Genomic DNA, 25547 nt, shown 5'->3' on the forward strand with positions numbered 1-25547 from the left:
TTGCCGGCCCGGCATCGGCGCCGGCATAGAAGAGATCAATGAATCACGTCTATCGAGTAGTCTTCAACGCCGCCGCTGGCGTATGGCAAGCCGTCAGTGAAATCGCCCGCGGGCCGGCAAAAAGCAGCAGCCCTGCCCGGCGCCTGCGCCGCGGCGGCGCACAGTTGGCGGGCGCGCTGGGCATTGCGCTGGTTGCCACGGGCGCGCATGCGGTTCCCGTCAACCCGCAACTGTATTGGGACGGCGGCCACTCCGTGGCGAACGGCTCGGTGGATGGCGCCGCCGGCATCTGGGACTACACCAACACCAACTGGACGTCCGCCGACGGTTCGTCGAATCAATCCTGGAACGACAGCAACGCGGTGTTCTCGGGCACCGCCGGCACGGTGGCGGTTGGCGGCCAGCACAGCATCACGGGCCTGGAGTTCAAAAGCGACGGCTACAAGCTCGTGGGCGGAGCCAATGGTCAGCTGAATGCCAGCGGCGTTGCCGTGATTCGGGTCAATCCCAACGTGACCGCAACCTTGGGCGTCGCCATAGGCGGCAACGGCACCCTGCACAAGCAAGACAGCGGCACGCTGGTACTCAACGGCAACAGCACCTATGCCGGCGGCACGATACTCGCGGCCGGCCGTCTGGAGGTCGGCAGCAATACCGCGCTGGGCAGCGGCGCCCTGACGGCGCTCAACAACACGGTGCTCGACGCCAATAACAAGGTGGCCCTCGACAACAACGTGAATCTGATGGACAGCGTGGGGATAGGCGGAAGCGCCGACCTGACGCTGAACGGCGTCGTTGACGGCCCAGGCTCGCTGATCAAGAACGGCGCCTCCAACCTTACCTTGAACGGGGTCAATACCTACCAGGGGGGGACCACGCTGAATGCCGGCACGCTGACCCTGGGTAACAACCAGGCCTTGGGGCCCGGTGGTCTGACTGTCGGCGGCAATTCGACCCTGACCGCCAACAACGCCTTCTTCGTCAATAACGCCATTGCGCTTAATGCCGGCCTGACCGTTGCCGGCGACAATGACTTGAACTTGAACGGGACTATCTCAGGCTCCGGCCAGTTAGCCAAGACCGGTAACGGCACGCTCACCCTGGCCGGCAACAACGTCAACCATAGCGGCGGCATCGCCTTGCGTGGAGGCGCTTTGGTATTCAACGGCGGTTATGCGCTTGGAAGCGGCCCGCTGCTCATCAGCGGCACGGCGGCCCTAAGCAACTCCCAGAGGGCAACTGTGACGAATGCCATCAGCGTCAATGGCGATCTGACCGTGGTGACCCCGAATCCGCTGGACTTGAACGGCGTCTTGAGCGGGAGTGGCAAGCTAACCAAGACAGGCGCGAACTATTTGTCGCTGCAGGGAAACAACACCTATACCGGCGCCCTCGAAATCAACCAGGGTACGGTCATTGCCTCGGGCGGTAACGGCCTGGGGACCCCAAGCAGCGTATACCTGGCTGCAGGCACTGCTCTGAGCGTCGCTGACCCGCTTTCTCACATCGGGCAGCTGAACGGCAGCGGCGGCGTCAATCTCAGCCTCTTCAGCCGGCTGAACATAGGCGGCGGCAACGCGAGCAGCGTATATGGCGGCTCGCTGCATGGCGGCGGATTAGTCAAGAGCGGCTCTGGCACATTGGAACTGACCGGCAACAGCAGTCTGTTCCAAACCGTTGAAGTCCAAGCGGGCACCTTGAAGGTCAATGGCTCCATACTCAGTTCCGGTGTGGCCGTCCTTGCCGGCGCCACGGTAAGCGGCAATGGCAGCATCAATAGTCAACTGAATATCAACGACTTTGGCCATCTGGCCGGAACCAGTGGCAGTACGCTGACCGCCAGCTCACTGGTCCTGGCCCAGAACTCAAACGTCGATGTGGCGCTGGGTTCCTCGTCTACCGGAAACACCCCGCTCTTCAATGTCATGGGCAACCTGACGCTGGCCGGAAAGTTGAATATTTCCGATGCTGGCAACCTCGGCGACGGTGTGTATCGCTTGTTCAATTACGGTGGCGGTCTTACCATCAACGGCATCGGCGTCGACACGAGCAGAGTGGGCGGTATCGGCGGAATGACCGTACAGACTTCCACCGCCAATCAGGTCAACCTTTTGGTCCAATCGAATTTGCCGGTGCAGGCCTGGGACGGCTCGCGCTTGGTCGCTGACGGCTCGATCGACGGTGGCAACGGCACGTGGAATGCCGCCAACAGCAATTGGACCAGTGCCGACGGCACGATTAACCAAAGCTGGCTCAACAAGTTCGCTGTGTTCATGGGCGACCCCGGCACTGTCACGGTGGAAGGCGCGCACGAAATCGGCGGCATGCAGTTCATGATCGATGGCTACCACCTCGTCGCTGGCAACAACGCGGAGCTGCGGGCCAACAACGGAACCAGGGGCCAGTTCGCCGTAAGGGTTGATCCCAACGTTACCGCGACCATCAATGTTCCTATTAGCGGGCTGAACACCCTGCGCAAGCTGGACCTCGGCACGCTGGTGCTGAACGGCGCCAACAGCCACGCCGCCACCCTGCTGGAGGGCGGCACCCTGGTACTCGGCAACGATGCCGCGTTGGGGCAGGGGCCGCTGGCCGCGTACAGCGGCACCACGCTGGACAACAACCAGGCGCTCACGCTGACCAACCAGATCTTCGCCCAAGGCCAGTTGAACCTGGGTGGCAGCAATGACTTGACCCTGAACGGCGACATCGCCGGCAACAGCGGCGGCCTGAACAAGAACGGCAGCGGCACCCTGACCCTGGGCGGCAACAACTCCTTCGGCGGCACGATGGCGCTGAACGGCGGCAAGCTGGTGCTGGCCTCCAGCAATCCGCTGGGCAACAGCACCCTGACCGCCGCCTCCGGCATGCAGCTGGACAACAGCGTGGCATTGAGCCTGAGCAACACCATCAACCTGGCTGGCGACCTGAACCTCGTCGGCAACCAGGACCTCACGTTGGGCGGCCTGGTCAACGGCCTCGGTGGCCTGACCAAGCGCGGCACGGGCAAGCTGACCTTGAACGGCGCCAACTCTTTCCAGGGCGGCGTCAACCTGACGGGCGGCAACCTGGCCGTGGGCCACGACGCAGCGCTCGGCGAGGGCACGCTGACCGTGCGCAACGCGGGAACCCTGGAAGCCAGCCGCGCGGTGACCCTGGCCAACAACGTGCAACTGAGCGCCTCCCTGGCGCTGGACGGCAGCAATGATTTCACCCTGAACGGGGTGATCAATGGTTCCACCGAGCTGGTCAAGAACGGCGCCGGCCGACTCACCCTCAATGGCGAAAACCGCCATAGCGGGGGCACCACGGTCAATGCCGGCGACTTGAGCCTGGGCAATGCCGCGGCGCTGGGCACCGGCATGCTGACCGTCACGGGCAACACGCAACTGGATACGGCGGGCCCGATGCGCCTGGGCAATACCGTCAATGTCGACTGCGCGCTCACGGTGGCGGGCAACAACAGCCTGATCCTGGATGGACAGCTCAACGGCAACGGCACGCTGCGCAAGACCGGTGCGAACGACCTCTCGCTTACCGGCAGCGCCAACACCTTCAGCGGCATGATCGATCTGCAAGGCGGCAGCCTGACCACCGCGGGCAACAACGCGCTGGGCCAGAATGCCACCGCGAACGTGGCAGCCGGCGCCAATCTGTTCATCACCAATCTGGCTCGTCTGGCCAGCCTGAACGGCAACGGCACCGTAACGGTCTCGAACGGGAACAACCTGACCATCGGCGCCAACGGGGCCAACAGCAACTTCGGCGGCCAGCTCGACGGCAAGGGTTGGTTGACCAAGAGCGGCACGGGATCGCTGGTTCTTTCCGGCAACAACACCCTTACCGGCCAGACCTCCGTCAGCGCCGGCAGCCTGTGGGTAGACGGCTCGCTCGCCAACACCAATGTGATGGTGTACAGCGGCGCTGCCCTGGGTGGAACCGGCAGCATCGCCGGCGACGTGACGCTCATGGGTGGCGCCGCCCTGAAATTGACGGACGGCTACACCCTGTCGGTTGGCGGCCTGCAACTGGGCACCAACTCGATCGTCAACGCCAGCCTCGGCGCCCCCGCCCTCGGCGGCGGCACCGCCTTGGTGGACGTGACCGGCAACCTGACCCTGGGCGGCACGCTCAATATCAGCGACGCCGGCGGCTTCGGCACAGGCGTGTACCGTCTCATGAATTATGGCGGCAGCCTGACCAACAACGGCATGAACTTCGGTTACCTGCCCGGCAATGTGCAAGCGGCCGACCTGACCTTGCAGACCGCCGTCGACAAGCAGATCAACCTGCTGGTGGCCGCACCCAACGTCACCGTGCAGTTCTGGGACGGCTCGCAAACCGTCGGCAACGGCGCGATCGAAGGCGGTAACGGCACCTGGGACGGCGCCAACGCCAACTGGACCGGCGTCGACGGCAACGGGAACCGCTCCTGGGCCGGCAAGTTCGCGGTCTTCCAGGGCGCTGCCGGGAAGGTCACCGTTGCCGGCGCGCAAAGCACGACGGGCATGCAGTTCATGACCGACGGCTATGTGCTGGAGCGCGGCTCGCTGGGTTCGCTCAACCTGGTCAACGGCGATCAGGGCTACGCCTCGGTGCGCGTCGATCCCGGCGTGACCGCGACCATCAACGCCCCGCTCGTTGGCAGCGGCACGCTGGCCAAGCTCGACGCCGGCACCCTGGTGCTCAACGCGTCCAACGGCTACACCGGCGGCACGGCGCTCAACGGCGGCACGCTGGTGCTGGGCAACGACAAGGCTTTGGGCAACGGCCTGCTGACCGCTGCCAACGGCACCACGCTGGACAGCAACACGGCAGTCACCGTGCGCAACAAGGTCGCGCTGAACGGCGCGCTGACGATCGCCGGTTCCAACGCCATGGACCTGAACGGCACCGTCGGCGGCGCTGGCGGCCTGATCAAGAACGGCGCGGCCAACCTGACCCTCAGCGGCGTCAACAGCTACGTCGGCGGCACCCTCCTGAACGCGGGCGGCCTGATCGTCGGCAACGGCGCCGCGCTCGGTTCCGGCACGCTGACGGTAGGCGGCGCGGCCACGCTGGACAACACTCAGGCGCTGGCGCTGGCGAACAACATTGCCCTGAACGCCGGCCTTGCCGTGCAAGGCAGCCACGACCTGACGCTCGACGGCAACATCTCGGGCACGGGCAGCCTGACCAAGAACGGCGCCAGCACGCTGACGCTCAACGGCACCAACAGCTACACCGGCGGCACCTACGTCAACAGCGGCACGGTAGCGTTGGGCGCGGGCAGCAGCCTCGCCGCCACCGGCATCGTGACCGTCGCCAACGGCGCGACCTTCGACCTGTCGGCAGGCCAAGGCGCCCAAGTGTTCGGCACCCTGGCGGGCGCCGGCAACATCAAGATGGGAACCAACACCCTGCTGGCGGGCGGTTCTGCCGACGGCATCTTCAGCGGCTCGGTCATCGGCACGGGCACCCTGGTCAAGCAGGGCTCGGGCACGCAGACCCTGACCGGCGCCAACAGCTATACCGGCGGCACGCTGGTCGCGGACGGCACGCTGCGCGCGGGTTCCACCACGGCGCTGGTCCAAGGCACCGGCTATCAGGTGCTGTCGGGCGCCACGCTGGACATCAATGGCAACGTGCTCCAAGCCAGCAGCCTGACCGGCGCCGGCACCGTGGCGCTGGGCGCGGGAACCCTGACCGTCAATTCCGCGGCTGGCAGTGCGTCCTACTACTCGGGCATCGTCGTGGGCAGCGGCGGCCTGGTCAAGACCGGCGCCGGCGCGCTGACGCTGACCGGCGGCAGCGCCTTCTCGGGCGGTGTGCAGCTCAAGCAGGGCAGCATCGGCCTGGGCCATTCCCTGGGCCTGGGCACTGGCATGCTGTCCATGGACGACGGCACTGTCATCAACCTGATTGCCAACGGCCTGACCATCGTCAACAACCTGCACATGACGGGCACCAACGACCCGGTCATCGACACCGGCGCCAACACGGCGACCTGGGCCGGTGCCATCACGGGCGGCGGCTTCCTTACCAAGCAAGGTAGCGGCGTCCTGACCCTGACCAGCGCAGGCAACAGCTACACCGGCGCGACCGATGTCGCTCAGGGCACGCTCAAGGCCGGCGCCACCAATACATTCAGCAGCGCCTCGGCCCACACCGTGGCCAGCGGCGCCGTGCTGGACCTGGCGGGCTACAGCCAGACCGTGGCCAGCCTGAACAACAGCGGCGCGGTCAATCTCGGCGGCAGCACGCCGGGCACCGTGCTCAAGGTCACCGGCCCCTACGTCGGCAACAACGGCAAGCTGGGCGTTTCCACCGTGCTGGGCGCGGATGGCAGCGCCACCGACAAGCTGTTGTTGAGCGGCCCCAGCGCCATCGCCAGCGGCAGCACCAGCGTGCAGATCGCCAATGCCGGCGGCCTGGGCGCCCAGACGGGCAGCCAGGGCATCCAGGTCATCTCCACCGAGAACGGCGCCAGCCTGCAACCCGGCAGCTTCACGCTGGCGGGCGGCCATGTCGATGCCGGCGCCTACGAGTACCGTCTGACCCAGACGGCACAGGGCGCCGCGCTGCACTCGACCAACACGCAGGTCAACCCGGGCCCAGGCACCGATCCTGTCACCCCCGCTCCCGCCTACCGTGAAGAAGTGCCGCTGCTGTCCTCGCTGCCCGCGCAACTGCGCCAGGCGGATATGGCAATGCTCGGCGACATGCGCAAGCGCATGGGCGACGACGTCGCTCAAGGCGCCATCGACCAGGACCCGAACCACCGCGCCTGGGCCCGTGTGCTGCGCACGGCTCCGACCATCACGCAGCAAGGCACGGTTAACCCCGAGAGCAGCGGCCACCTGACCGGCTTCCAGGCCGGCGTGGACGTGTACGCCGACCGCAACCTCAAGGCCGGCCTGTACGTGGGCCAGCTGGACGGTGACATGGGCGTGCGCGGCTTCTCCAGCGGCATGGAGCGCAAGTACGCGGGCTACAACAACCTGCGTGGTCGCTACGTGGGCCTGTATGGCACCTGGCAGCACGACTCCGGCCTGTACGCCGACGCCGTGATCCAGGGCGCCGACTACCGCAGCAGCCTGCGCACGGCCGACACCGGCGCCGGCGCCACCACCAAGGGCCACGGCTGGCTGGCCTCGCTGGAAGTGGGCAAGCCCTTCGACCTGGGCAGCAGCTGGCAGTTGGAGCCGCAGGCGCAAATCATCTACCGCAAGCTCAATCTGGACGACACCACGCTGAGCCTGGCCAAGGTGAAGAACGATGCGGACGATGACTGGACCCTGCGTCTGGGCGCCCGCGTCAAGGGCAGCTACAGCATCGGCGGCACCGTGCTGCAGCCCTTCGCCCGCGTCAATCTGTACAAGGCCAGCAATACCACCGACGTGGCAAGCTTCAGCGCCCCGGCCGGCACCACCGACATCCGCGCCAAGGGCGGCTACACGTCGACCGAGTTCGCGGTGGGCGCCATGCTGCAGCTGACCAAGAACACCAGCCTCTACGGCGACATTGGCAAGCTGTGGGCCAACAGCGGCGACAGCCGCGTCAAGACCGGCGCACAGGGCTCTGTCGGGTTGAAGGTGCTCTGGTAAGCCTTATGAGCTGGGCCGGGTAGCCGGCCCCTGGCATGCATGACCAAAGCCCGCAGCGGTCTAGCCGCCGCGGGCTTTTCACATCTACCAGGTGTACTTCACACCTATCCTTGCCGCGTACTGGTGGTAGTCCTGCGCTCCCCATGACCCGGCGACATTGGTCCAGCCCGTCCAGCCCTTGTTGAAGTCGGCATGCACGCCGAGCTTCAACTCATAGCGGTCTTTCGGATAGAGGTCGCCCACCGGCAATTGATTGAACGACACGGAGCTGCCAGTGCTGCTGTGCCACCAGTTCAGCGTCGCGAACGGCTGCGCCTTGCGGCCATTGCCCAGGTCGAAGGTGGTGTGCGTGCGCACGCCCAGGCGCGTGATGGTGCCGTGGGAATCCGCGCTGCCCACGCGGGTGCCGTTGGATTCCGTCAGGCTGTCCGTGTCCGAGCTGACGTAGATGATCTGGGCCTGGGGTTCCAGTATCCAGTCGCCGCGCAGCTTGAAGGCGTAGCCGGTCTCGGCCGACACGGCCCATGCGCGGGAATCGTAGTCCACGCGCGGCAGCTCCTCGCCCGTCACCCGGTTGTTGTACCAACCGTACTGGAACCAGGTATCCACATAGGCGCCGAGCTTACTCTCGTCGTTCTGGAACCAGGTGCCATACACGCCGGCGCTATAGCCTTGCACCCTGCCCTTGGCCTTGTAGGGGTTGCCCTCGGCCCGGGCCGTGCTGTCGGCGCTGCCATAGCCCAGCATCAACCCCAGGTGCAGCCGGTCGGTCTCCGAGAACAGCTTCCATTGCGCCACGTCGCCGCCGCCTTGCAGCAAGAACATGTCGGTGCTGACGTCGAAGTTGCCGTCGCGGCTATGCGAGCCCTCCCACCTGCCCACGGCGCGCAGCCAGAGCGCCCGGCGCTTGCTGTCCTCGGTTTGAAACTGCTGGCCCTCGATGAATTGCGGCTCGCCCAGGCGGTCGTGCATGCTCTGCACGAACATCTGCCCAACCAGTCGCTGATTCGCGAGATAGGCGGCGACTTCAGGACGGTACAGCGGCTCCGGATCGGGAGTGGGCGGCGTTGGCGGCGCCGGTGGGACAGGCGGCACCGGAGGCTCGGGAGGCGGCGGCGGAGGAGGCGGAGGAGGAGGCGGCGGATCCGGCTCCTTCTCGGATCGCAGATACCAGCTCTGATCGGCCGGTGCGCTTGCCGAACCTTGGTACAGCCGATACTCGTAGGGACCGGCCACCACCCGGCCCGAAAGCGCAAATGCGCCCGCTCCGGAGATACCGCCATTGACGACCTCGACCACCTGTATCCCGCTGGCCGTCGTCAAGGCGCCCGGCCCGCCCGTGTTCTTGATGCGCAATTGCGAAGCGCCGCTGGCGCTGCCGCCGTTGATGACCAGCTTGTCCGAGGGCGAGCTGTCGTCGCCCAGATAGGTGTTCAGCGCGATGGTGCCGTCGCCGCTGTAGTTACGCACCGTCAGCGTCTTGTACGCGCCCGCCTGCGGCGGCGTGAAGTCGATCAGGCTGGGATCGTTGACTAGGTTGGTGATGGTCGAGTTGCCGGTCAGCGTCCAGGTCGAATCCACCAAGGTCACGTTCGAGATGCTGCCGGCCTCGGTGACCGCCGCTCCCGTCAAGGTAGAATTGCGCGCCGTCACGTTGGCCGTGGCCGGAGAGCCCGCCTGCGCGCCGGCAACGTTGATGCCGCCCGGATTGCCGGCATCCGGCGCCAGGCTCGGGTCTATGCCATGCAACGTACGGGTCCTGCTTCCAAGCAAGGTTCCAGAGCTGGCGACATGCAGCCAGTTGGTCGCGCCCTGGACCGTGGTGCCGTCGAGCTGGATGTTCGCCGTGCCCCCGTCGACGCCTATGGCAGTCCCGGTCGCGCTCGCGATGCTGCCGCCATTGATGGTCGCAGCTTGCGTGCCCGTGTCGCTGGTCAGCAGGAGACCGATCGAGCGTGCGCCGCTGACGCCGATGGCGCTGCCCGTCGCCGCGACGCTCGACGCGCCCGCCACCACCACGCCATGGGCCTCGGTCCCGGACGTCTGCACCGAGCCGTCATCGAACACCACGCTGCTGGCCGCGCCTTGCGCCAGGATGCCGAAACCGCCCTGCCCGCTGGTCACGACCGTGTTGCGCGCTGCCTGGAAGACGGTCGCCGGCTGCCCGCTGACCGTATACGCATACAGGCCCACCGCGTCCGTGCCGCGGGTCTCGGTCCTCAGGTCGGACAGTTCCGCGCGTGAGCCGTCTATGCCTATCACCCCGTAGGCGTCCGCGCCCTCGGTAAGGATGTTCGCCGTGGAGCCGCCCTGCGGGGCTACCACCAGATGGTTGGTCGGGCTGACGTAGCGGCGCAGGAACATGCCGCTGCTGTCCCGGCCCGTGGTGTGGATGTCGGTGGTGCCCTGCATCACCGCCTCGCCCACGCCCAGCATGTAGAAGCCGTCGGCGGTCTGCCCGGTGGTGCTGACGCGCAGCGTCGAGCCTGGCGCTGACGTGTAGCGGCGTACGACCGAGTCCGGATAGGTCAGGCTGTAGCCCAGTTCAACCCCACGCCCATATGTCCCGCCCGTGGTCTGCACATCCAGAACGCCGCCGGCATCCAGCGTAATGGCGGTGTTGTTGCTCGTCATCACGCCCTTGGGCCAGGGATTGCCGCCGGCCGGCGCGGTCTCGATCTTCAGCGTCGCGCCATTGCCGATCTGAAGCTGGCTCATGGTGCCGAATGGCGTATGGCCCAGATTCACACCCTGAAAGCCGCGTATCGTCACGTTGGAACTCGGCGCCAGCGAGAACGTCGCCTGCGAATTCGTGGTGGACTGCAATCCCAGGCCGGTGGTGGTCACTGTCGTGATGGTGACGTTGGTGCCGGTCTGGAAATTGATGTTGGTCGCCGCGCCATTGGTGGCGAAAACGCCCAGATCGACATTGCCGATGGCGATGTTGCCAGGGCCGAAGTTCAACGTGGCGTTGCCGACCCGAATGGCCGAACTCGATCCCGTACCTGTCACGCTGTCGCCGCCATTCAGGGTGAACGTCGTGCCTGAGGGTACGATGAATGGCGCGTAATTGACGCTCCAGGCGCTGCTGGCGGCCAGCGACATGGCCACGCCCAGCGAGCGGGCGAACAGGGGTATGGAGGGACTTGCGTGGTGTGCCATCTGATTCGTCTCCGTGTAGCCGTCCGGGCGGTGGGCCGGGACGCGCTCAAACCAGACCCCGGAGTGCCGGGGGTAACGACGATAGACTTCGGTACCTACGCCAAACGCCCTAATCCGGGCGTGCAATGCGTGTAAATATTCGCATCAAATTCACGGATAATCACTTTGTTCTGCATAATTCGCAGACAGGTGTGCCATTTTGGCAACGCGCTGAGGGCGCTCCGCGACCAGATCGGAGAGCGCCACATCCAGGCAACAACAGGACGCACAAGGCCGTGCCGGCCTTTGCCCGCCGCGGGAAATCACCACACCCGGAACACCTGCCCCGTCTGCGCGCCTTCCACGCTGCGGCTGTAGGCCAGCGCGACGCGGCTGGCGGGCGCCGATTCAAAGCCCTGGAAGTACGGACCATAGGCATCCAGCGATTCCGTCAGGACCGTGGGGCTGACCGAGTTGATGCGCACGCCGCGCAGCTCCACCGCCGCGCCGCGCACGAAGCCATCGATGGCCGAGTTCACCGCCGACGCGTTGGCGCCGTAGCGGATCGGTTCATCGGTCAGGATGCCGCTGGTGAGCGTGATGGAACCGCCTTCGTTGACGTAATGCTGGCCGATCAGCGCCAGATCCACCTGCCCCAGCAGCTTGTCGTGCAGACCGATCTTGAACTGCTCCGCCGTCATTTCGGCCAGAGGGCCGAAATGCAAGCTGCCCGTGGTGGAGACGATGGCATCCACCTTGCCCACGCGCTCGAACAAGGCGCGGATGCTGCCGCTCTGGGTCACGTCGACCTGATGCTCGCCGCGCGTCTTGCCCACTGCAATGACGTCGTGGCGCTGGCCCAGTTCTTGGGCGACCGCGCGGCCGATGGTGCCGGTGGCGCCGATCAGGATGATTTTCATGGAAACTCCGATTCGTATGTTGTGGGATGCGCCCGCGATATCGCCAGCGCTTGTGCCCATTCTGGCCAAGGGCGCGTCCCGGAAAAATCCTAAAATGGTGGGTTCACTTCACACTCAGGGTGCGTAATCCATGGACCGCCTGCTCAGCATGGAAGTCTTCGTGGCGGTCGTCGAACTGGGCAGCCTGACCGCGGCGGCGGCTCGCCACGAGATGTCGCCCGCCATGGCGGCCAAGCACATCAAGGGCCTGGAGGCGCGGCTGGGCCTGAGGCTCATGAACCGCACCACGCGCCGCCAAAGCCTGACGGAAGCCGGCCAGGCCTATTTCGCGCGCTGCAAGGTGATCCTGTCGGACATCCGCGATGCCGAGCAAGGCGCCGAAGCCATGCGCGCCGCGCCGCGAGGCCATCTGCGCATCACCTCGACCGTGACCTTCGGCTCGTTCGCGCTGGCCCCCGCCATCGCCGACTACCTGTCCGAGTACCCGGACGTCAGCGTGGACCTGACCTTGAGCGACGCCGTCGAGGACGTGGTGGCCTCGCGCTACGACCTGGCGGTGCGCATCGGCGAACCCGCCGATTCCAGCCTGGTCGCGCGCAAGATCGGGCGCTATCAGATGATCATCTGCGCGGCGCCGGCCTATCTGCAACGCCATGGCACGCCCGAAACCGCGAGCGACCTGGCGCGCCATCAATGCCTGGATTTTTCCTACTGGAACCGCCGCACCGGCTGGCGCCTGAACTCGGAGGATGGCGGCGCGGCCTACCCCGCCGGCCGCTTCGTGTCCAACAACGGCCAGGCGCTCAGGCAGGCGGCGCTGGCCGGATTCGGCATCGTGCTGCAGCCGGAACTGTTGCTGGCCGAAGATGTGCGGGCCGGCCGGCTGGTCCCGATCCTGGAGTCCGCCTGGCCCGTGGCCCGGCCGATCACGCTGCTGTATCCCAAGGACCGCAAGGCCTTGCCCAAGCTCACGACCTTCGTGGAATTCATGGTGCAGAGATTCACCCGCGCCGCAAGGTAAGCGCGGCGGGCGTCGCGCAAGGTCCGCCGGGCTCCGAACCCGGCTACCGACAGGCAGCGGCCTCGTCGAACAGCCAGTCTCGGAAGGCGGCCAATCGGGGCAACTCGCGCGCCTGGGGCCGATAAACAACGTAGTAGGCCAACGCGGAGGGAACCGCCAGCTGCGGAAACAGGCGCACCAGGCGGCCGGCAACCAGATCATCATGCGCCATCACGCTGCGGGCCAGCGCCACGCCATGGCCATCGATAGCCGCCTGCAGCACCGCGGCGGAATTGTTGATCTTCATGCCGCGGGCGGTGGATACGCCTTGTACGCCGACTTTCTCCAGCCACATGGCCCAGGTCGGAAATCCCGTCTGCGCGTCCATCGAAAGATCATGGATCAAGGTCTCGCCCGCCAGCTCGGCCGGACGCTTCGCCGCCTTGCGCCGTCGCAGCAGTTCCGGGGAACAGACCGGGTAGACCTCTTCGTCCATCAGCTTTTCCGCCGCCAGGCCGGGCCAGACGCCAGCGCCATAGCGCACGCCGATATCGATCTGCTGGGCCGCGAAATCCACGGGCTTGAGGTTGGTGTCCAGACGCACGTCGGTATCGGGCCAGGCATGCTGGAAGCGCTCGATCCGAGGCAACAGCCACTTGGCGGCGAAAGCCGGACTCACGGCCACGGTGAGCATGCCGCTCAAGGAACCTTCCTTCAAGCGCTCCAGGCCCAGCGCCAGCTTGCCGAGCCCCGCCTGTATCTCCGGCAACGCGCGTTCAGCTGCTGCCGTGGGGACCAGCCGCGCCTTGCCGCTGGCGCCGCGATGGAACAGCGGCGCGCCCAGCCATTGCTCCAGCGCGCGCACGAGCTGGCCCACCGCAGCAGGAGTCACGTGCAGCTCGGCCGCAGCTGCCGAAAAGCTTTGATGGCGCGCACTGGCCTCGAAGGCGCGCAGCGCGTTGAGATGCGCAAGAGACTTCATCTTCATGGCGATAAAGTTTTTCTTTCAATTAAAGGTAGTTTATCTGGTTTGTCCGCGGCTGCCGATTGGCGAAGAATACGCCTTATCAGCAGCCAATTTCAGCATATGGCAGCCAAGGGCCGGACATCACCTTGGAATAGCTTTTCTACCAACATCATGCTTATCAACGCCGATTTCTCACGCAACGCCATCGTGACGCCGGAGCAATACCAATGGGTGCCGTCGCCGCAGCACGGCGTGGAACGCATGATGCTGGACCGCATGGGCGGCGAACAGGCCCGCGCCACCAGCATCGTGCGCTATGCGCCGGACAGCCGCTTTCCGCCGCACGCGCATCCCGGCGGCGAAGAAATACTGGTGTTGTCCGGCACCTTCTCCGACGCCAGCGGCCACTATCCGGCAGGCTGGTATCTGCGCAATCCGCCGGGCTCCGCCCATGCCCCTTCCAGCAGGAGCGGCGCCACCATCCTCGTCAAATTGCGGCAGATGCCTGCGGATGAACAATCCGTCGTACGCATCGACACGCGCGATCCCGCCGCCTGGACGCGCGAGCGCGGCGGCGAAATCTGCCCGCTTTACTCCGCGTCCTATGAGCAGACCTGTCTGCGGCGCCTGCCCGCCCATGCACCGCTGCCGCGGACCGCAGCCGCGCATGCGGAAATACTGGTTCTGGCCGGATCGATTGCCGACGGACAAGCTTCTTATCCGCAAGGCAGCTGGCTGCGGCTTGCCCGTGGCGCGCAAGCCGCACTCGACGCCGCCGCCGAGGGTGCCACCGTCTATCTGAAGACCAACCATCTGCCGGACCCGAACGGCGGGAGCCAGCCATGACGACGTCAGTGGACACCGTCATCATCGGAGGAGGACTCGCGGGCCTGTACGCCTCCCTGCTGCTGCAGCGGCATGGCGCCGGCAGCCATATGCTGCTGGAAGCACGCGACAGGCTGGGCGGCCGCATCCTGGGCGCCGGCTCCTACGATCTGGGCCCCACGTGGTTCTGGCCAGCGATCCAGCCCAGGCTTGGCGCCATCGTCCGCGAGTTCGGCTTGTCTATCATCCCGCAACACGAAGCGGGTTTCATGATGGTCGAGCGTTCAGGAACGCCGGTACGTATGCACGGCTACCCCAGCCATCCGGAGTCCTTCCGGCTAACCACTGGCATGAGCGGCCTGATCGATACCCTGCTCGCACGCCTGGATCCGGCATGCATCAAGCTGGGCCGGACCGTGACCCGGCTGCATGCCACAGGCCGCGCCATCGAGGTGCATGCGCGGGACGGCGAGGGACGAGCCAGCGTCTTTCAGGCCTCGCAGGTGCTGCTGGCCGTCCCTCCGCGCCTGGCGCAATCCCGTATCGCTTTCGACCCTCCGCTGCCGAGCGCGCTGGCAACGCAATGGCGCGGCACGCCGACCTGGATGGCTCCCCATGCCAAGTACCTCGCCGTCTACGGTTCGGCATTCTGGCGCGAGCAAGACATGTCTGGCGCAGCCCGCAGCAGCCGGGGACCTCTGGCCGAGGTCCACGACGCCAGCACCCCGCAAGGTCCTGCCCTGTTCGGATTCGTAGGCATGCCCGCGGCGGCGCGCCGGTCGGCAGGCCAGGACGTGTTGATGGCCCTCAGCCGCGCGCAGCTCGCCCGGTTGTTCGGCCCCCTGGCGCTCAAGCCCGAGCGGGAGTTCTACAAGGACTGGGCGCAAGACTCCGACACCTCGACGGCTGCGGACTGCAGGGATGGCGGCGCACACCCGGCAGCACCCGCCGTTGCAGCCGAGACTGGCGTATGGGCGGGTCGCTTGGCCGGGATAGCCAGCGAATGGTCCGCCGCATTCCCCGGCTATCTGGCTGGCGCCATCGATGCCGCGGACGCGGGCGTGAAGTGGCTGCTGAACTGCGCTGCACCCTCCCCCAATGCGGTCCCGCCTGGAGCCCTCGCCCAATGACACGCCTGCCTTCCACCTATCGCGCCATTCGGACCACCGCGCCCGGCCGGCTCGAATTCGTTGAATTGTCCACGCCCGAACCCGGCCCCGGAGAAGTACTGCTGCGCGTCGAAGCTTGCGGCGTCTGTGGCGCCGACGCGGCCGATATCGACAATCCGGCGCTGCAACGGCCGCGCGTCCCCGGGCATGAAGCCGTCGGCCGCATTTCGGCGCTCGGCGCGGGCGTCGACGCCCGCTGGAAGATCGGCCAACGCGTCGGCGTGGGGCGCCTGGGCGGTCATTGCGGCGCCTGCACGCAATGCCGCCAGGGCCTCTTCAATCTGTGCGCGAATCAACCGGTAGTCGGCGTTACCCGGGATGGCGGTTATGCCGAGATGATGCTGGCCCGGGCGACCGGACTGGTTGCCATACCCGGCGAGCTCGACGCCATGCAAGCCGCCCCGATACTTTGCGCCGGCATCGCCACCTTCAACGCGCTCCGGAAATCCGGAGCGCAGGCCGGCGATCTCGTTGCCGTGCTGGGCATAGGCGGCCTGGGCCACATGGCGTTGCAATACGCCCGCCGCATGGGCTTGAAAGTGGCGGCAATCGGCCGGGGCCTGGACATCGCCGCTGACGCCTTGCGCCTGGGCGCCCATATCTACATCGACAGCAACGAGGAAGACGCCGCGCAACGGCTCCTCGACATGGGCGGCGCACAAGCGCTGATCGCCACCATCACCGACACGCAGGCCGTGTCCGGGGCCATGCGCGGACTGGCTCCGCAAGGCCGCACGATGTTGCTGGGCGTGGGCCGCGACCCGCTGGCGGTGCCGCCCGGCTTTCTGGTGGGCGGCGAGCGCACCGTTGCCGGGTCCATGACCGGCACGCCTTGGGAAACTGAAAAAGCGCTGAATTTCAGCGTACTTGCAGAGGCGCTGCCCATGGTCGAGACTCTACCCCTGGAGCGCGCAGCTGATGCCTTGCTGCGGCTGAAGTCCGGCGATGCGAAGTTCCGCGTGGTCCTGACCATGGACGCCGCGCGAGAACCGCAACGCGCTCGGCAAATCAACACCCATATCAACTAAAAGCACGACTCTCGAGGAGACCCACTTGTCCGCATCAACCCCGGCGCCATCGGCCGCACCCGGCGCTGAACTCACGCCGCAGGCGCAGCGCGGCAACATCGCCCGGCTGACAATCGCCCAGGCGCTGGCAGGCGCCAACGCCGTCGTGGTCTACGCCACCGGCGCCATCGTCGGCGACATGCTGGCGCCGGACAAGGCGCTGGCGACCCTGCCCATTTCCATCTTTGTGGTCGGCATGGCCGCCTGCATCCTTCCTGCTGGTGCCATCGCCAGGCGCCATGGCCGCCGCGCGGCATTTCTTGCCGGCACCGCCTGCGGCGTGCTGGTGGGCCTGCTGGCCGCCGCCGCCATCGTGCTGAGTTCTTTCTGGCTGTTCTGCCTGGGCACGTTCTTCGGCGGCGCGTACGCCGCCGTCGTGCTGTCGTTCCGCTTCGCGGCGGCCGACGGCGTGTCTCCCGCCAGGCGCGCCCGCGCCCTGTCCTTCGTGATGGGCGGCGGCGTGCTGGCCGGCGTGGTCGGCCCGCAGTTGGTCACGTACACGATGTACCTGTGGCCCGTACACATGTTCGCGGCGACCTATCTCATGCAGGCGGCGGTAGCAGCGGTCTCGGCCCTGGTCCTGCTGGGCGTGCACCTGCCCATGCCCAGCGCGGCCGAAGTTGCGGGCGGACGGCCGCTGGGCGTGATCGCGCGCCAGCCGCGCTTCGTCACGGCGGTGGTCTGCGGCGCCGTCTCCTACATGCTGATGAATTTCCTGATGACCGCCGCGCCGCTGGCCATGCATCTTTGCGGCCATTCCCAGGAAAGCGCCAACCTCGGCCTGCAATGGCACGTCATCGCCATGTACGGCCCCAGCTTCTTCACGGGACGCCTCATCACGCGTTTCGGCGCCGGACGCATCGTCACGGCGGGCCTGGCGCTCACCGGCCTGTCCGCGGCCATCGGCCTCACCGGGATCGACGTGGCCCACTTCTGGGTGACCTTGGTCCTGCTGGGCCTGGGCTGGAACTTCGGATTCGTGGGCGCGTCGGCCCTGGTTCTGGAATGCCACCGGCCGGAAGAAAAGACCCGGGTGCAGTCGCTCAATGACTTCATCATCTTCGGCACCATGGCGGTCGGCTCCTTCGCATCGGGCGGCCTGCTGGCGGCCTATGACTGGGCGACGGTGCTGTGGGTTTCGTTCATTCCCCTGGCGATCGCAGCGGTCGCGCTGCTGGCCGGGTCTGCCAAGTCGCGGCAACAGGCCTGAACCCGGCCGTTCGGCTCAACCGAGGTCGCCGGATACCGGCGGCCTCGCGATGAATGCCTGCTTGCCATGCCTGTCAAAACCCGCGGACTCGTAGAATCGAAGGGTCGCTTCGTCCTTTCTACCGGTCATCAACATGACCTTGTAGCAATTCCCGCCCCAGGCGAACGCCAGCGCCTCGTCGAGCACCGCCTTGGCAAGGCCCTGACGCCGGTAAGCGGCATCCGTCACCACGTTCTCGATCACGCCATAGGGCCGACAACCACGCGTCAGATTGGGAATGACGGTAAGCGTGCAGCTTGAAGCGAGCTTGCCGTCGGCATACGCGCCAAAAACCCTGTGCCGAGTGCTTTCCATCAGTTCCTGCCAGACCGCTGCGACCGTTTGCGCGCCCGGCAGGGGATCATCCGCTGGATGCAGATGCCGATACAAATCCAGCAGACTCGACAACTCGGAAGCATCCAGCTCACGGATATTCATTGTTCGTTTCCTCTTCGGGGGACGCCCATTATTCCAGCAACGGCCAAGGCCGCCGCTCAAAATCGCTGGATCCCATCGCCCGACGTGTCAGACTAGCTGCCGCCCGCGGTAACGCTTGACCCTCACGCAACGTCATGTCCCAGAGTTCGTTCCGCGCCATCAACAGGAGGAATGCCGTGCAACTGAAAGTAGGAGAACTGGCCAGGCGAAGCGGGCTGACTGTCCGCACGCTGCACCACTATCACGCGATCGGGCTGCTCACGCCTTCGGCGCGCGCCGACAACGGCTATCGGCTGTATGGCCGCGACGACATCGCCCGGCTGCATCAGATCCAGGCGCTGCGCCGCTTCGGATTGCCGTTGGCCGAGATCGGCGCTTATCTGGACCAGCCCGACACTCCCATGGACGAAATCATCGCGAAGCAGATCGCGATGCTCGACCGCCAGATCCAGCAAGCCTCCCGGCTGCGCGAGCGTCTCGCCCAGCTGCAGGGCCAGTTGGCGCAAGGCAAGGAGCCAGAGCTGGCCGATTGGCTCACCACTCTGGAACTCATGACCATGTACGACAAATACTTTTCCCCCGATGAACTGGCCCGCCTGCCCATGTACCGCAGCAGCCAGAATGGCGACGCCGACTGGCTCGCGCTGGTCAAGGAGGTGCAGGCGCAGATGGATGCCGGCGTCGCGCCCGAAGCGGCGCAGCCGCGCGAACTGGCCTTGCGCTGGATGACCCTGCTGCTGCGCGACACCAATCGCGATCCGCGCCTGCTGGTCAAGCTGAACCGGATGCACGAACGCGAGCCCTCGATGCAGGCGCTCATGGGCATCTCGCCGGCCTTGCGCGATTACGTGCTGCAAGCCTTCTCGGAAAGCAAGCTGCGGATCTACGAGAAGTACCTCACGCCGGACGAGGCGCGCTACATGCGCGAGCATTACGGCGATCGCATTGGCGAATGGCCCGAACTGATGGCCGAGGTGCGCGACGCGCTCGACGCGGGCGTGGCGCCGGACTCGCCCACGGCCCTGGCGTTGGCCCGGCGCTGGCTGGACCTGTTCCGCAGCTATGCCGGCAACGACCCCGCCACCCAGGCGAAATTCCGCCACGCGCTGATGACCGAGCCCGAGCTCACCGCCGGCACCTGGACTGATGACGCCACCCTGTCGTTCATGCGGCAGGCAATGGGCGCGCTGGCGGCGGCGCGCTAGCGCGGGTCCGCCCGGCCATGGGCAGGCCCGCTCCCCGCCGGGCCTGCCCATTTGCTAGACTGACCAGCCCTGTCCCTCGCCTGCCCCAACATGTCCCAGGAAGTCCGCCCCGACCCCAGCGCCGACGATATCGCCAAGGAAATCTCGGCGGCCATCGTCGCGCACAAGCTGCCGCCCGGCACGCGGCTGCGCGAAGAGGCGCTGGCGGGGGTGTATCAGGTCAGCCGGACCAAGATCCGCGCCGCGCTGCTGATGCTGTCCAAGGACAAGCTGATCAACATCGTGCCGGACAAGGGCGCGTTCGTGAGCAAGCCGGACGCGAACGAGGCGCGCGAGGTCTATGCGGTACGGCGCATCCTGGAAGCAGCGCTCGCACGCGAATTCGTGGCGCGGGCAACGGCGGCTGACTACCGCCGCATCGACGCCCATCTGGCCGCGGAGCGCCGCGCGCTGGAAGGCGGCGACGTGCAGGAACGCAACCGGCTGCTCGGACACTTCCACATTCTGCTGGCCGAGACCGTAGGAAATTCCGTGCTGACGGGGATGTTGCGCGAACTCTCGGCCCGCAGCGCCGTCATCACCGTGCTGTATCAAAGCTCGCACGATGCCAGCTGCTCGTCACAGGAGCATCACGCCTTCATCGAGGCCGCCCGCGCCGGCGATGCCGACCGTGCCTGCGCGCTGATGGACGCGCATCTGGAGCATGTGCAGACGGCGCTGGATTTCAAGAACGGCGGCCGCAGCGGCGGCGACCTGGTCAGCGCCCTGCTCAGCTGAAGCCGGCCCCAGCGCTACGGCTGCGCCTGCGTCCCCGCCAGCAGCTGGCCCATGCGCTGCTGCAGCCAGAGTTCCGTCTCGCTCAGGCTGCCGCCCCTCAGCCACAGCGTACGCACGGACAACATGGGCAGGAACAGGTCCGCGCAGCGCACGCTGACGAGCTCGTTGCTGAAACCCTGGTATTCGCCGATGTTCAGCGGCAGGATGGCCCAGCCCACGCCATTGGCGGCCATGGCAGCGATGTTGTAGCTGCTGTCGGCCCGCCAGACCGACGGGCTCAGCATCACCTGGTCGACGCCGTCCATCTGCATGAGCAACTGCCGGTGACGCGCCAGGTCATTGCGCCCGACCTCGGGCAGCGCGGCCAGCGGATGGCCCTGCGCCACGAAGATGCCCTGCGCCACATTGCCCAGATGGCGATGGGCGAAGGCGCTGCCCGGATCGCCGCGATCGAACTGGAAGGCCAGGCTGGCGCGGCCCTGTTCCACATAATCGGCGACCTCCGTCGCGGTGCCGTTGAGCTGGGTCAGCTCCAGCGCCGGATAGCGTTCGGCCAGTTCCTTCAGCAACTGGTCGGCCACCAGATAAGGCAGCCCTTCGTCCAGCGCGACGCCCAGGCGCGCTTCGCGCCCGGCGGCAAACGACAAGGCGCGCTGCTCCAGCGCGCCTGCCTGGCGCAGCAGTTCCTGCGCCTCCTGCAACATGACCTCGCCGGCGGCCGTCAGGGTTGCGTTGCGCCGCGACCGGTCGAACAACTCCACGCCCAGGTCCGCTTCCAGCAAGCCTACCGAGGTACTGATCGCCGACTGCGCCCGGCCCAGGCGTCGCGCCGCCGCCGAGAACGATCCCGATTCCGCAGCGGCGACGAAATGACGTAGCTGATCCAGTGTCCATTGCATGTCGCGACTCCTCGTTATCCATCTATTTTATAGATGGTTTCAAACTTTTTTATGCGACTTGGAAGATGGATAATGGCGCCCTCTGAGACCCGGCCAATCCCGGCCCCGCCCGCGTTCGCGGCGCGGCAGGCGTTTCAGTTTCAGGAGTAGAACCATGCAGCGGACTGAACCGAACGCTGTCGCCACGGCCGCGCCCGGCCGCTGGCTGGTGCTGGCCATCGTGTCCAGCGCCTTGCTGTTGATCGTGGTCGACATGACCGTCCTCTATACCGCCCTGCCCCGGCTCACGCATGAATTGAACGTCAACGCGTCGGAAAAGCTGTGGATCGTGAACATCTACGCGCTGGTCGTGTCCGGCCTGCTGCTGGGCATGGGCACGCTGGGCGACCGCCTCGGCCACAAGCGCCTGTTCATGGCGGGGCTGGTCGTGTTCGGCACGGCGTCCCTGTGCGCCGCCTACTCGCCGGGCGCGGCCACGCTGATCGCGGCGCGCGCGCTGCTGGCCGTGGGCGCCGCCATGATGATGCCTGCCACGCTGTCCATCCTGCGCCTGACCTTCGCCGATGAGCGCGAACGCGCCATCGCCATCGGCGTATGGGCCTCGGTTGCCTCGGGCGGCGCCGCGGTCGGCCCGGTGGTGGGCGGCGTGCTGCTGGAGCATTTCTGGTGGGGTTCCGTGTTCCTCATCAACGTGCCCATCGTGCTGCTGGCGCTGCCGCTCGCCTGGCGCCTGATTCCTGCCAGCCGTCCGGACGCCTCGCGCCCCTGGGACCTGCCGGGCTCGTTGCAGGTGATGGCCGGCCTGATCCTGTGCGCCTACGCGCTGAAGGAACTGGGCAAGACCGACCCGTCCTGGCGCGACGCCGGCCTGGCCTGCGCTGCGGGCGCGGCCATGCTCGCCGTGTTCGTGCGGCGCCAGCGCGCGCGGCCTTATCCGCTGATCGACTTCGCCATCTTCCGCAACCTCAGCTTCAGTTCGGCCGTGGCGGCTGCGCTGTTCGCCGCCGCTGCGCTGCTGGGCATGGAGCTGGTGTTCAGCCAGCGGCTGCAGCTGGTCATGGGCATGTCGCCGCTTGAAGCCGCGCTCTTCATCCTGCCGCTGTCGCTGGCCGCTTTCATCGCGGGTCCGCTGGCGGGCTGGCTGCTGGGCCGCGTCAACAGCGCCACCATGCTGTTCCTGTCGTTGCTGGTGTCGGGGCTGGGCATGACCGGCTACCTGCTGAGCTATGACGCGGCGCTGCTGCCGCAGATGGTCAGCCTGTGCGTACTGGGCGCCGGCATAGGCGCCACCATGACCGCGGCGTCCAGCACCATCATGCAGAGCGCCACCCCGGAGCGCGCCGGCATGGCGGCCTCGATCGAAGAGGTGTCGTACGAGCTGGGCGGCGCGCTGGGCGTCACCCTGATGGGATCGATCCTGTCCGGCGTCTATGCGCACACGCTTGCCGTGCCGGTTGGCCTGCCCCAGTCCGACCTTGCGCGCGACAGCCTGGACCAGGCCCTGATCGTGGCGGACGGACTGTCGTCGGACCTGGGCATGGCCTTGACCCGCCTGGCCAAGACCGCCTTCGACACGGGCTATGCCGCAGTCATCGCCACCGCGGCTCTGATGCTGCTGGTCACGGCGGGGTTCGTGCTATTCAACCGGCGGCGCATGGCAGCCTGAAACAGGCCTGCCATGCCGGCCCCGGCTCAGCAGTTGCGGAAGGCGTGGTCCATGTCGGCGATCAGGTCTTCCTCGTGCTCCAGTCCGATCGACACGCGCACCAGCCCCTCGGACACGCCGGCCGCGTCGCGCTCGGCCGCCGGAACGCCGGAATGCGTGGTGGACGCCGGATGGCAGATCAGCGATTCGGTGCCTCCCAGGCTGACGGCCGACTTGAACAGATGCAGCGCGTTGATGAAGCGGAACGCCTTGGCGCGCCCGCCCTCAAGCACGAAGGCGAAGGTCGAACCCGGCCCGGTGCACTGGCGTTTGTAGACTTCCTGGTAGGCCCGGTCCGCAATCATCTCCGGATGGAAAATCTGCACTTTTTCATGCTGATTGCCGGACAGCCACTGGGCCACCTTGGTCGCCGTGCGCGCGGCCTGCTTCATGCGCAGCACCACGGTCTCCATCGAACGCGTGATCATCCAGCAGGAATGCGGGTCCAGCTGAGAGCCGAACGCGCTGCGGATGGCTCGCACCTTCTTGACCAGCGTCTTGCTGCCGGTGACCGCGCCCGCAACCAGGTCGCTATGGCCGCCCACATACTTGGTCAGCGAATACACGCACAGGTCCACGCCATGCTCGGCCGGTTTCTGGAAGATCGGGCCCAGCAGGGTGTTGTCGCACACCGACACGGGACGATAGCCGTGCCGCGCTTCGAAGGCGTCCAGCTCATTCTTCATGGCCTCGAAATCGATCAAGGCATTGGTCGGATTGGCGGGCGTTTCAACAAAAAACAGACGCACCGGCCCCTGCGCCGCCGCGGCCTCCAGCGCTGTGCGCATGCTCTTGGCCGACAGGCCGTCCTCGACGGCATGCGAACCTATCCCCCACTCCGGGAAAATCTTGGAGATCAGGGTTTCGGTGCCGCCATACAGCGGCACGGATTGCACCAATTGATCGCCGGGCCGCAAGAATGCCAGGAACACGGCGCTGATCGCCGACATGCCGCTGGAGGTCACCGCGGCGTCTTCCGAACCATCCAGCAGCGCCAGGCGGTCCTCGACGATTTCCAGGTTGGGATGGTTGAAGCGGCTGTACACCAGCCCCGCGGACTCGCCCTGGGGCAAGGGTTTGCGGCCCGAAACCAGGTCGAAGAACGCCGCGCCATCCTCGGCCGAGCGGAACGCGAAGGTAGACGTCAGGAACACCGGCGGCTTGACCGCGCCCTCCGACAGGAAGGGGTCGAAGCCGTACGACATCATCTGGGTTTCGGCATGCAGCGGGCGGCCGAAAATGTCCTTCTTGTGGTAGCTGGAGTAACTCATGCTATGCCTCTCTGTCTGGTTTCCGGGTGCCCGGCCGGGCCGTCGGGCTGGCGCTTCACGCATGCGAAAACAATAGCGCCGCCCGCCTCGGGCTGCATGGAAGAATGACAGTAGCCGGCCGCAAGAGTCCTTCCGCTTGCATCGTCCGGCGAGGACAGTGAGAAACAATATTTCCCCTTATGGGGATTTCCTGAAAGGCGCTGCCTGATTACCTCAACTTGGCGCAATCGACAGGAAAATCATGAGACCCGCGGAAGATGGCTGGCGCAACCTGCTGCGGCCGCGCCCTACATCACGCCGGGAACGACGCGGTTGCGGCCCTGCCGCTTGGCTTGATAGAGACCGCGGTCGGCCACCTGGATCAGGTCGGTGCAGGGCTGGTCGCCTTGCGGCACCGCCGTCGCCGTGCCGATGCTGACCGTCAGCCACGGGCCGTCGCCAGTGTCCTTCTGCGGAATCTGCAAGGCTTCCACCGCGCGGCGCAGCTTCTCGGCGGCCAGGCGCGCGCTGCCGGCCGGGGTGCCAGGCAGCACCAGCGCGAACTCCTCGCCGCCAAAGCGCGCCGCCAGGTCGGTGGAGCGATCGCAGCTGGCGAAGATGGTGTTGGCCACCCGCTTGAGCGCCTCGTCGCCAGCGATGTGGCCGTAGGTGTCGTTGTAGGCCTTGAAGTGGTCCACGTCGATCATGAGCATGCTGATTTCGCGGCCGTCGCGGCGCGCACGCTGCCACTCGGCATTGAGGTATTCGTCGAAATAACGGCGGTTGCCCAGGCCCGTCAGTCCGTCGGAATTGGTCAGCCGGCGCAACTCCATATTGCTTTCCAGCAGTTGCTGCTGGCTCTGGCGCAAGGCCTGGTAGGCCTCGTCGCGCTGCACCAGGGCCAGGTAGGAGCGCGAGTGGTAGCGGATGCGCGCCACCAGCTCGATGGAGTCGGGCAGCTTGACCAGATAGTCGTTGGCGCCGGCGGCAAAGGCCGCGCTCTTGATCGCCGGATCTTCCTTGGTGGACAGCACGATGATGGGGATATCGCGCGTCACTGGATGACCACGGTATTCCTGCACCAGGCTCAGTCCATCCACGCCCGGCAGCACCAGGTCCTGCAGGATGACGGTGGGCCGGGTCTGGATCGCCACGGCCAGCGCCTTTTCCGGATCAGAGCAATAGTGGAAGTCGATGTTGCCCTCCGTGGCCAGGGCCCGCCTAATGGCCTCGCCGACCATCACCTGGTCGTCGACGAGCAACACCATGGCCGCATGCGAATGCAGGTTCGCCGAAGCCGAGCTGTCAATGGGAGGTTGCATAGTGAGTCCTTGAATGCTGTCGAGGTC

At 66.4% G+C, this 25547-nt stretch carries 16 protein-coding genes; 9 read left to right on the plus strand and 7 right to left on the minus strand.

Going from position 1 to position 25547, the window contains the following annotated elements:
• Positions 1 to 38 precede the first annotated feature (38 nt).
• A complete protein-coding gene (locus IB257_RS05665) occupies positions 39 to 7586 on the plus strand; it encodes an autotransporter-associated beta strand repeat-containing protein (RefSeq protein WP_192491987.1) in 7548 nt (2515 codons plus the stop codon).
• Positions 7587 to 7670: 84 nt separating this feature from the next.
• On the opposite strand, the gene IB257_RS05670 is transcribed toward IB257_RS05665, so the two are convergent.
• Positions 7671 to 10748, minus strand: a complete 3078-nt coding sequence (locus tag IB257_RS05670) for an autotransporter outer membrane beta-barrel domain-containing protein (protein ID WP_192491988.1) — start codon at positions 10746 to 10748, stop codon at positions 7671 to 7673.
• A 302-nt stretch (positions 10749 to 11050) separates the two neighbouring features.
• The gene (locus IB257_RS05675; protein WP_175213537.1) at positions 11051 to 11647 is read right to left on the minus strand and encodes a short chain dehydrogenase; all 597 of its coding nucleotides are present in this window, start codon (positions 11645 to 11647) and stop codon (positions 11051 to 11053) included.
• A gap of 130 nt (positions 11648 to 11777) precedes the next feature.
• Between IB257_RS05675 and IB257_RS05680 the strand changes: the two genes are divergently transcribed.
• Entirely contained in the window at positions 11778 to 12668 is an 891-nt protein-coding gene (locus IB257_RS05680; RefSeq protein ID WP_119451399.1) for a LysR family transcriptional regulator, read from the plus strand.
• Between the two features lie 43 nt (positions 12669 to 12711).
• On the opposite strand, the gene gcvA is transcribed toward IB257_RS05680, so the two are convergent.
• On the minus strand, positions 12712 to 13629 hold the full coding sequence (gene gcvA, locus IB257_RS05685; protein WP_119451398.1) for a transcriptional regulator GcvA: 918 nt from the start codon (positions 13627 to 13629) through the stop codon (positions 12712 to 12714).
• A gap of 156 nt (positions 13630 to 13785) precedes the next feature.
• On the opposite strand from gcvA, the gene IB257_RS05690 reads away from it, so the two are divergent.
• Genes IB257_RS05690 through IB257_RS05705 form a run of 4 tightly spaced genes read left to right on the plus strand, consistent with a single transcriptional unit; the run spans position 13786 to position 17885 of the window.
• The gene (locus IB257_RS05690) at positions 13786 to 14460 is read left to right on the plus strand and encodes a cupin domain-containing protein (RefSeq protein ID WP_192492153.1); all 675 of its coding nucleotides are present in this window, start codon (positions 13786 to 13788) and stop codon (positions 14458 to 14460) included.
• Positions 14457 to 15569, plus strand: a complete 1113-nt coding sequence (locus IB257_RS05695; RefSeq protein WP_192491989.1) for an FAD-dependent oxidoreductase — start codon at positions 14457 to 14459, stop codon at positions 15567 to 15569. Before IB257_RS05690 ends, IB257_RS05695 begins: the two co-directional genes overlap by 4 nt.
• A gap of 5 nt (positions 15570 to 15574) precedes the next feature.
• Positions 15575 to 16636, plus strand: a complete 1062-nt coding sequence (locus IB257_RS05700; RefSeq protein WP_192492154.1) for an alcohol dehydrogenase catalytic domain-containing protein — start codon at positions 15575 to 15577, stop codon at positions 16634 to 16636.
• 25 nt (positions 16637 to 16661) lie between these two features.
• A complete protein-coding gene (locus tag IB257_RS05705; RefSeq protein WP_192328200.1) occupies positions 16662 to 17885 on the plus strand; it encodes an MFS transporter in 1224 nt (407 codons plus the stop codon).
• 15 nt (positions 17886 to 17900) lie between these two features.
• Here the strand turns inward: IB257_RS05705 and IB257_RS05710 are convergent, their stop codons facing one another.
• Complete coding sequence (locus IB257_RS05710) at positions 17901 to 18362, minus strand: GNAT family N-acetyltransferase (RefSeq protein WP_125472167.1); 462 nt, start codon at positions 18360 to 18362, stop codon at positions 17901 to 17903.
• Positions 18363 to 18538: 176 nt separating this feature from the next.
• On the opposite strand from IB257_RS05710, the gene IB257_RS05715 reads away from it, so the two are divergent.
• Together IB257_RS05715 and IB257_RS05720 are read left to right on the plus strand one after the other, a co-directional pair.
• Complete coding sequence (locus IB257_RS05715) at positions 18539 to 19567, plus strand: MerR family transcriptional regulator (protein WP_192328204.1); 1029 nt, start codon at positions 18539 to 18541, stop codon at positions 19565 to 19567.
• Between the two features lie 90 nt (positions 19568 to 19657).
• Complete coding sequence (locus IB257_RS05720) at positions 19658 to 20344, plus strand: GntR family transcriptional regulator (RefSeq protein ID WP_054456386.1); 687 nt, start codon at positions 19658 to 19660, stop codon at positions 20342 to 20344.
• Positions 20345 to 20358: 14 nt separating this feature from the next.
• Here IB257_RS05720 and IB257_RS05725 read toward each other — a convergent pair whose 3' ends face one another.
• Positions 20359 to 21243, minus strand: a complete 885-nt coding sequence (locus IB257_RS05725) for a LysR family transcriptional regulator (RefSeq protein WP_192491990.1) — start codon at positions 21241 to 21243, stop codon at positions 20359 to 20361.
• 154 nt (positions 21244 to 21397) lie between these two features.
• On the opposite strand from IB257_RS05725, the gene IB257_RS05730 reads away from it, so the two are divergent.
• Complete coding sequence (locus IB257_RS05730) at positions 21398 to 22909, plus strand: MFS transporter (RefSeq protein WP_054456384.1); 1512 nt, start codon at positions 21398 to 21400, stop codon at positions 22907 to 22909.
• A 26-nt stretch (positions 22910 to 22935) separates the two neighbouring features.
• Here IB257_RS05730 and IB257_RS05735 read toward each other — a convergent pair whose 3' ends face one another.
• Both IB257_RS05735 and IB257_RS05740 read right to left on the minus strand, forming a co-directional pair.
• Entirely contained in the window at positions 22936 to 24219 is a 1284-nt protein-coding gene (locus tag IB257_RS05735; protein WP_192491991.1) for a cystathionine gamma-synthase family protein, read from the minus strand.
• Between the two features lie 287 nt (positions 24220 to 24506).
• Positions 24507 to 25520, minus strand: a complete 1014-nt coding sequence (locus tag IB257_RS05740) for a PleD family two-component system response regulator (protein WP_054456382.1) — start codon at positions 25518 to 25520, stop codon at positions 24507 to 24509.
• Positions 25521 to 25547 lie beyond the last annotated feature (27 nt).

Source organism: Achromobacter sp. ACM03, assembly GCF_014851665.1.
Taxonomy (GTDB): domain Bacteria; phylum Pseudomonadota; class Gammaproteobacteria; order Burkholderiales; family Burkholderiaceae_B; genus Achromobacter; species Achromobacter aegrifaciens.

Bases quoted from the DNA above. Each gene is read 5' to 3' on its own strand.
- IB257_RS05665 (WP_192491987.1), top strand. From the start codon at position 39: ATGAATCACGTCTATCGAGTAGTCTTCAACGCCGCCGCTGGCGTATGG.
- IB257_RS05670 (WP_192491988.1), bottom strand. From the start codon at position 10,748: ATGGCACACCACGCAAGTCCCTCCATACCCCTGTTCGCCCGCTCGCTG.
- IB257_RS05675 (WP_175213537.1), bottom strand. From the start codon at position 11,647: ATGAAAATCATCCTGATCGGCGCCACCGGCACCATCGGCCGCGCGGTC.
- IB257_RS05680 (WP_119451399.1), top strand. From the start codon at position 11,778: ATGGACCGCCTGCTCAGCATGGAAGTCTTCGTGGCGGTCGTCGAACTG.
- gcvA (WP_119451398.1), bottom strand. From the start codon at position 13,629: ATGAAGTCTCTTGCGCATCTCAACGCGCTGCGCGCCTTCGAGGCCAGT.
- IB257_RS05690 (WP_192492153.1), top strand. From the start codon at position 13,786: ATGCTTATCAACGCCGATTTCTCACGCAACGCCATCGTGACGCCGGAG.
- IB257_RS05695 (WP_192491989.1), top strand. From the start codon at position 14,457: ATGACGACGTCAGTGGACACCGTCATCATCGGAGGAGGACTCGCGGGC.
- IB257_RS05710 (WP_125472167.1), bottom strand. From the start codon at position 18,362: ATGAATATCCGTGAGCTGGATGCTTCCGAGTTGTCGAGTCTGCTGGAT.
- IB257_RS05720 (WP_054456386.1), top strand. From the start codon at position 19,658: ATGTCCCAGGAAGTCCGCCCCGACCCCAGCGCCGACGATATCGCCAAG.
- IB257_RS05725 (WP_192491990.1), bottom strand. From the start codon at position 21,243: ATGCAATGGACACTGGATCAGCTACGTCATTTCGTCGCCGCTGCGGAA.
- IB257_RS05730 (WP_054456384.1), top strand. From the start codon at position 21,398: ATGCAGCGGACTGAACCGAACGCTGTCGCCACGGCCGCGCCCGGCCGC.
- IB257_RS05735 (WP_192491991.1), bottom strand. From the start codon at position 24,219: ATGAGTTACTCCAGCTACCACAAGAAGGACATTTTCGGCCGCCCGCTG.
- IB257_RS05740 (WP_054456382.1), bottom strand. From the start codon at position 25,520: ATGCAACCTCCCATTGACAGCTCGGCTTCGGCGAACCTGCATTCGCAT.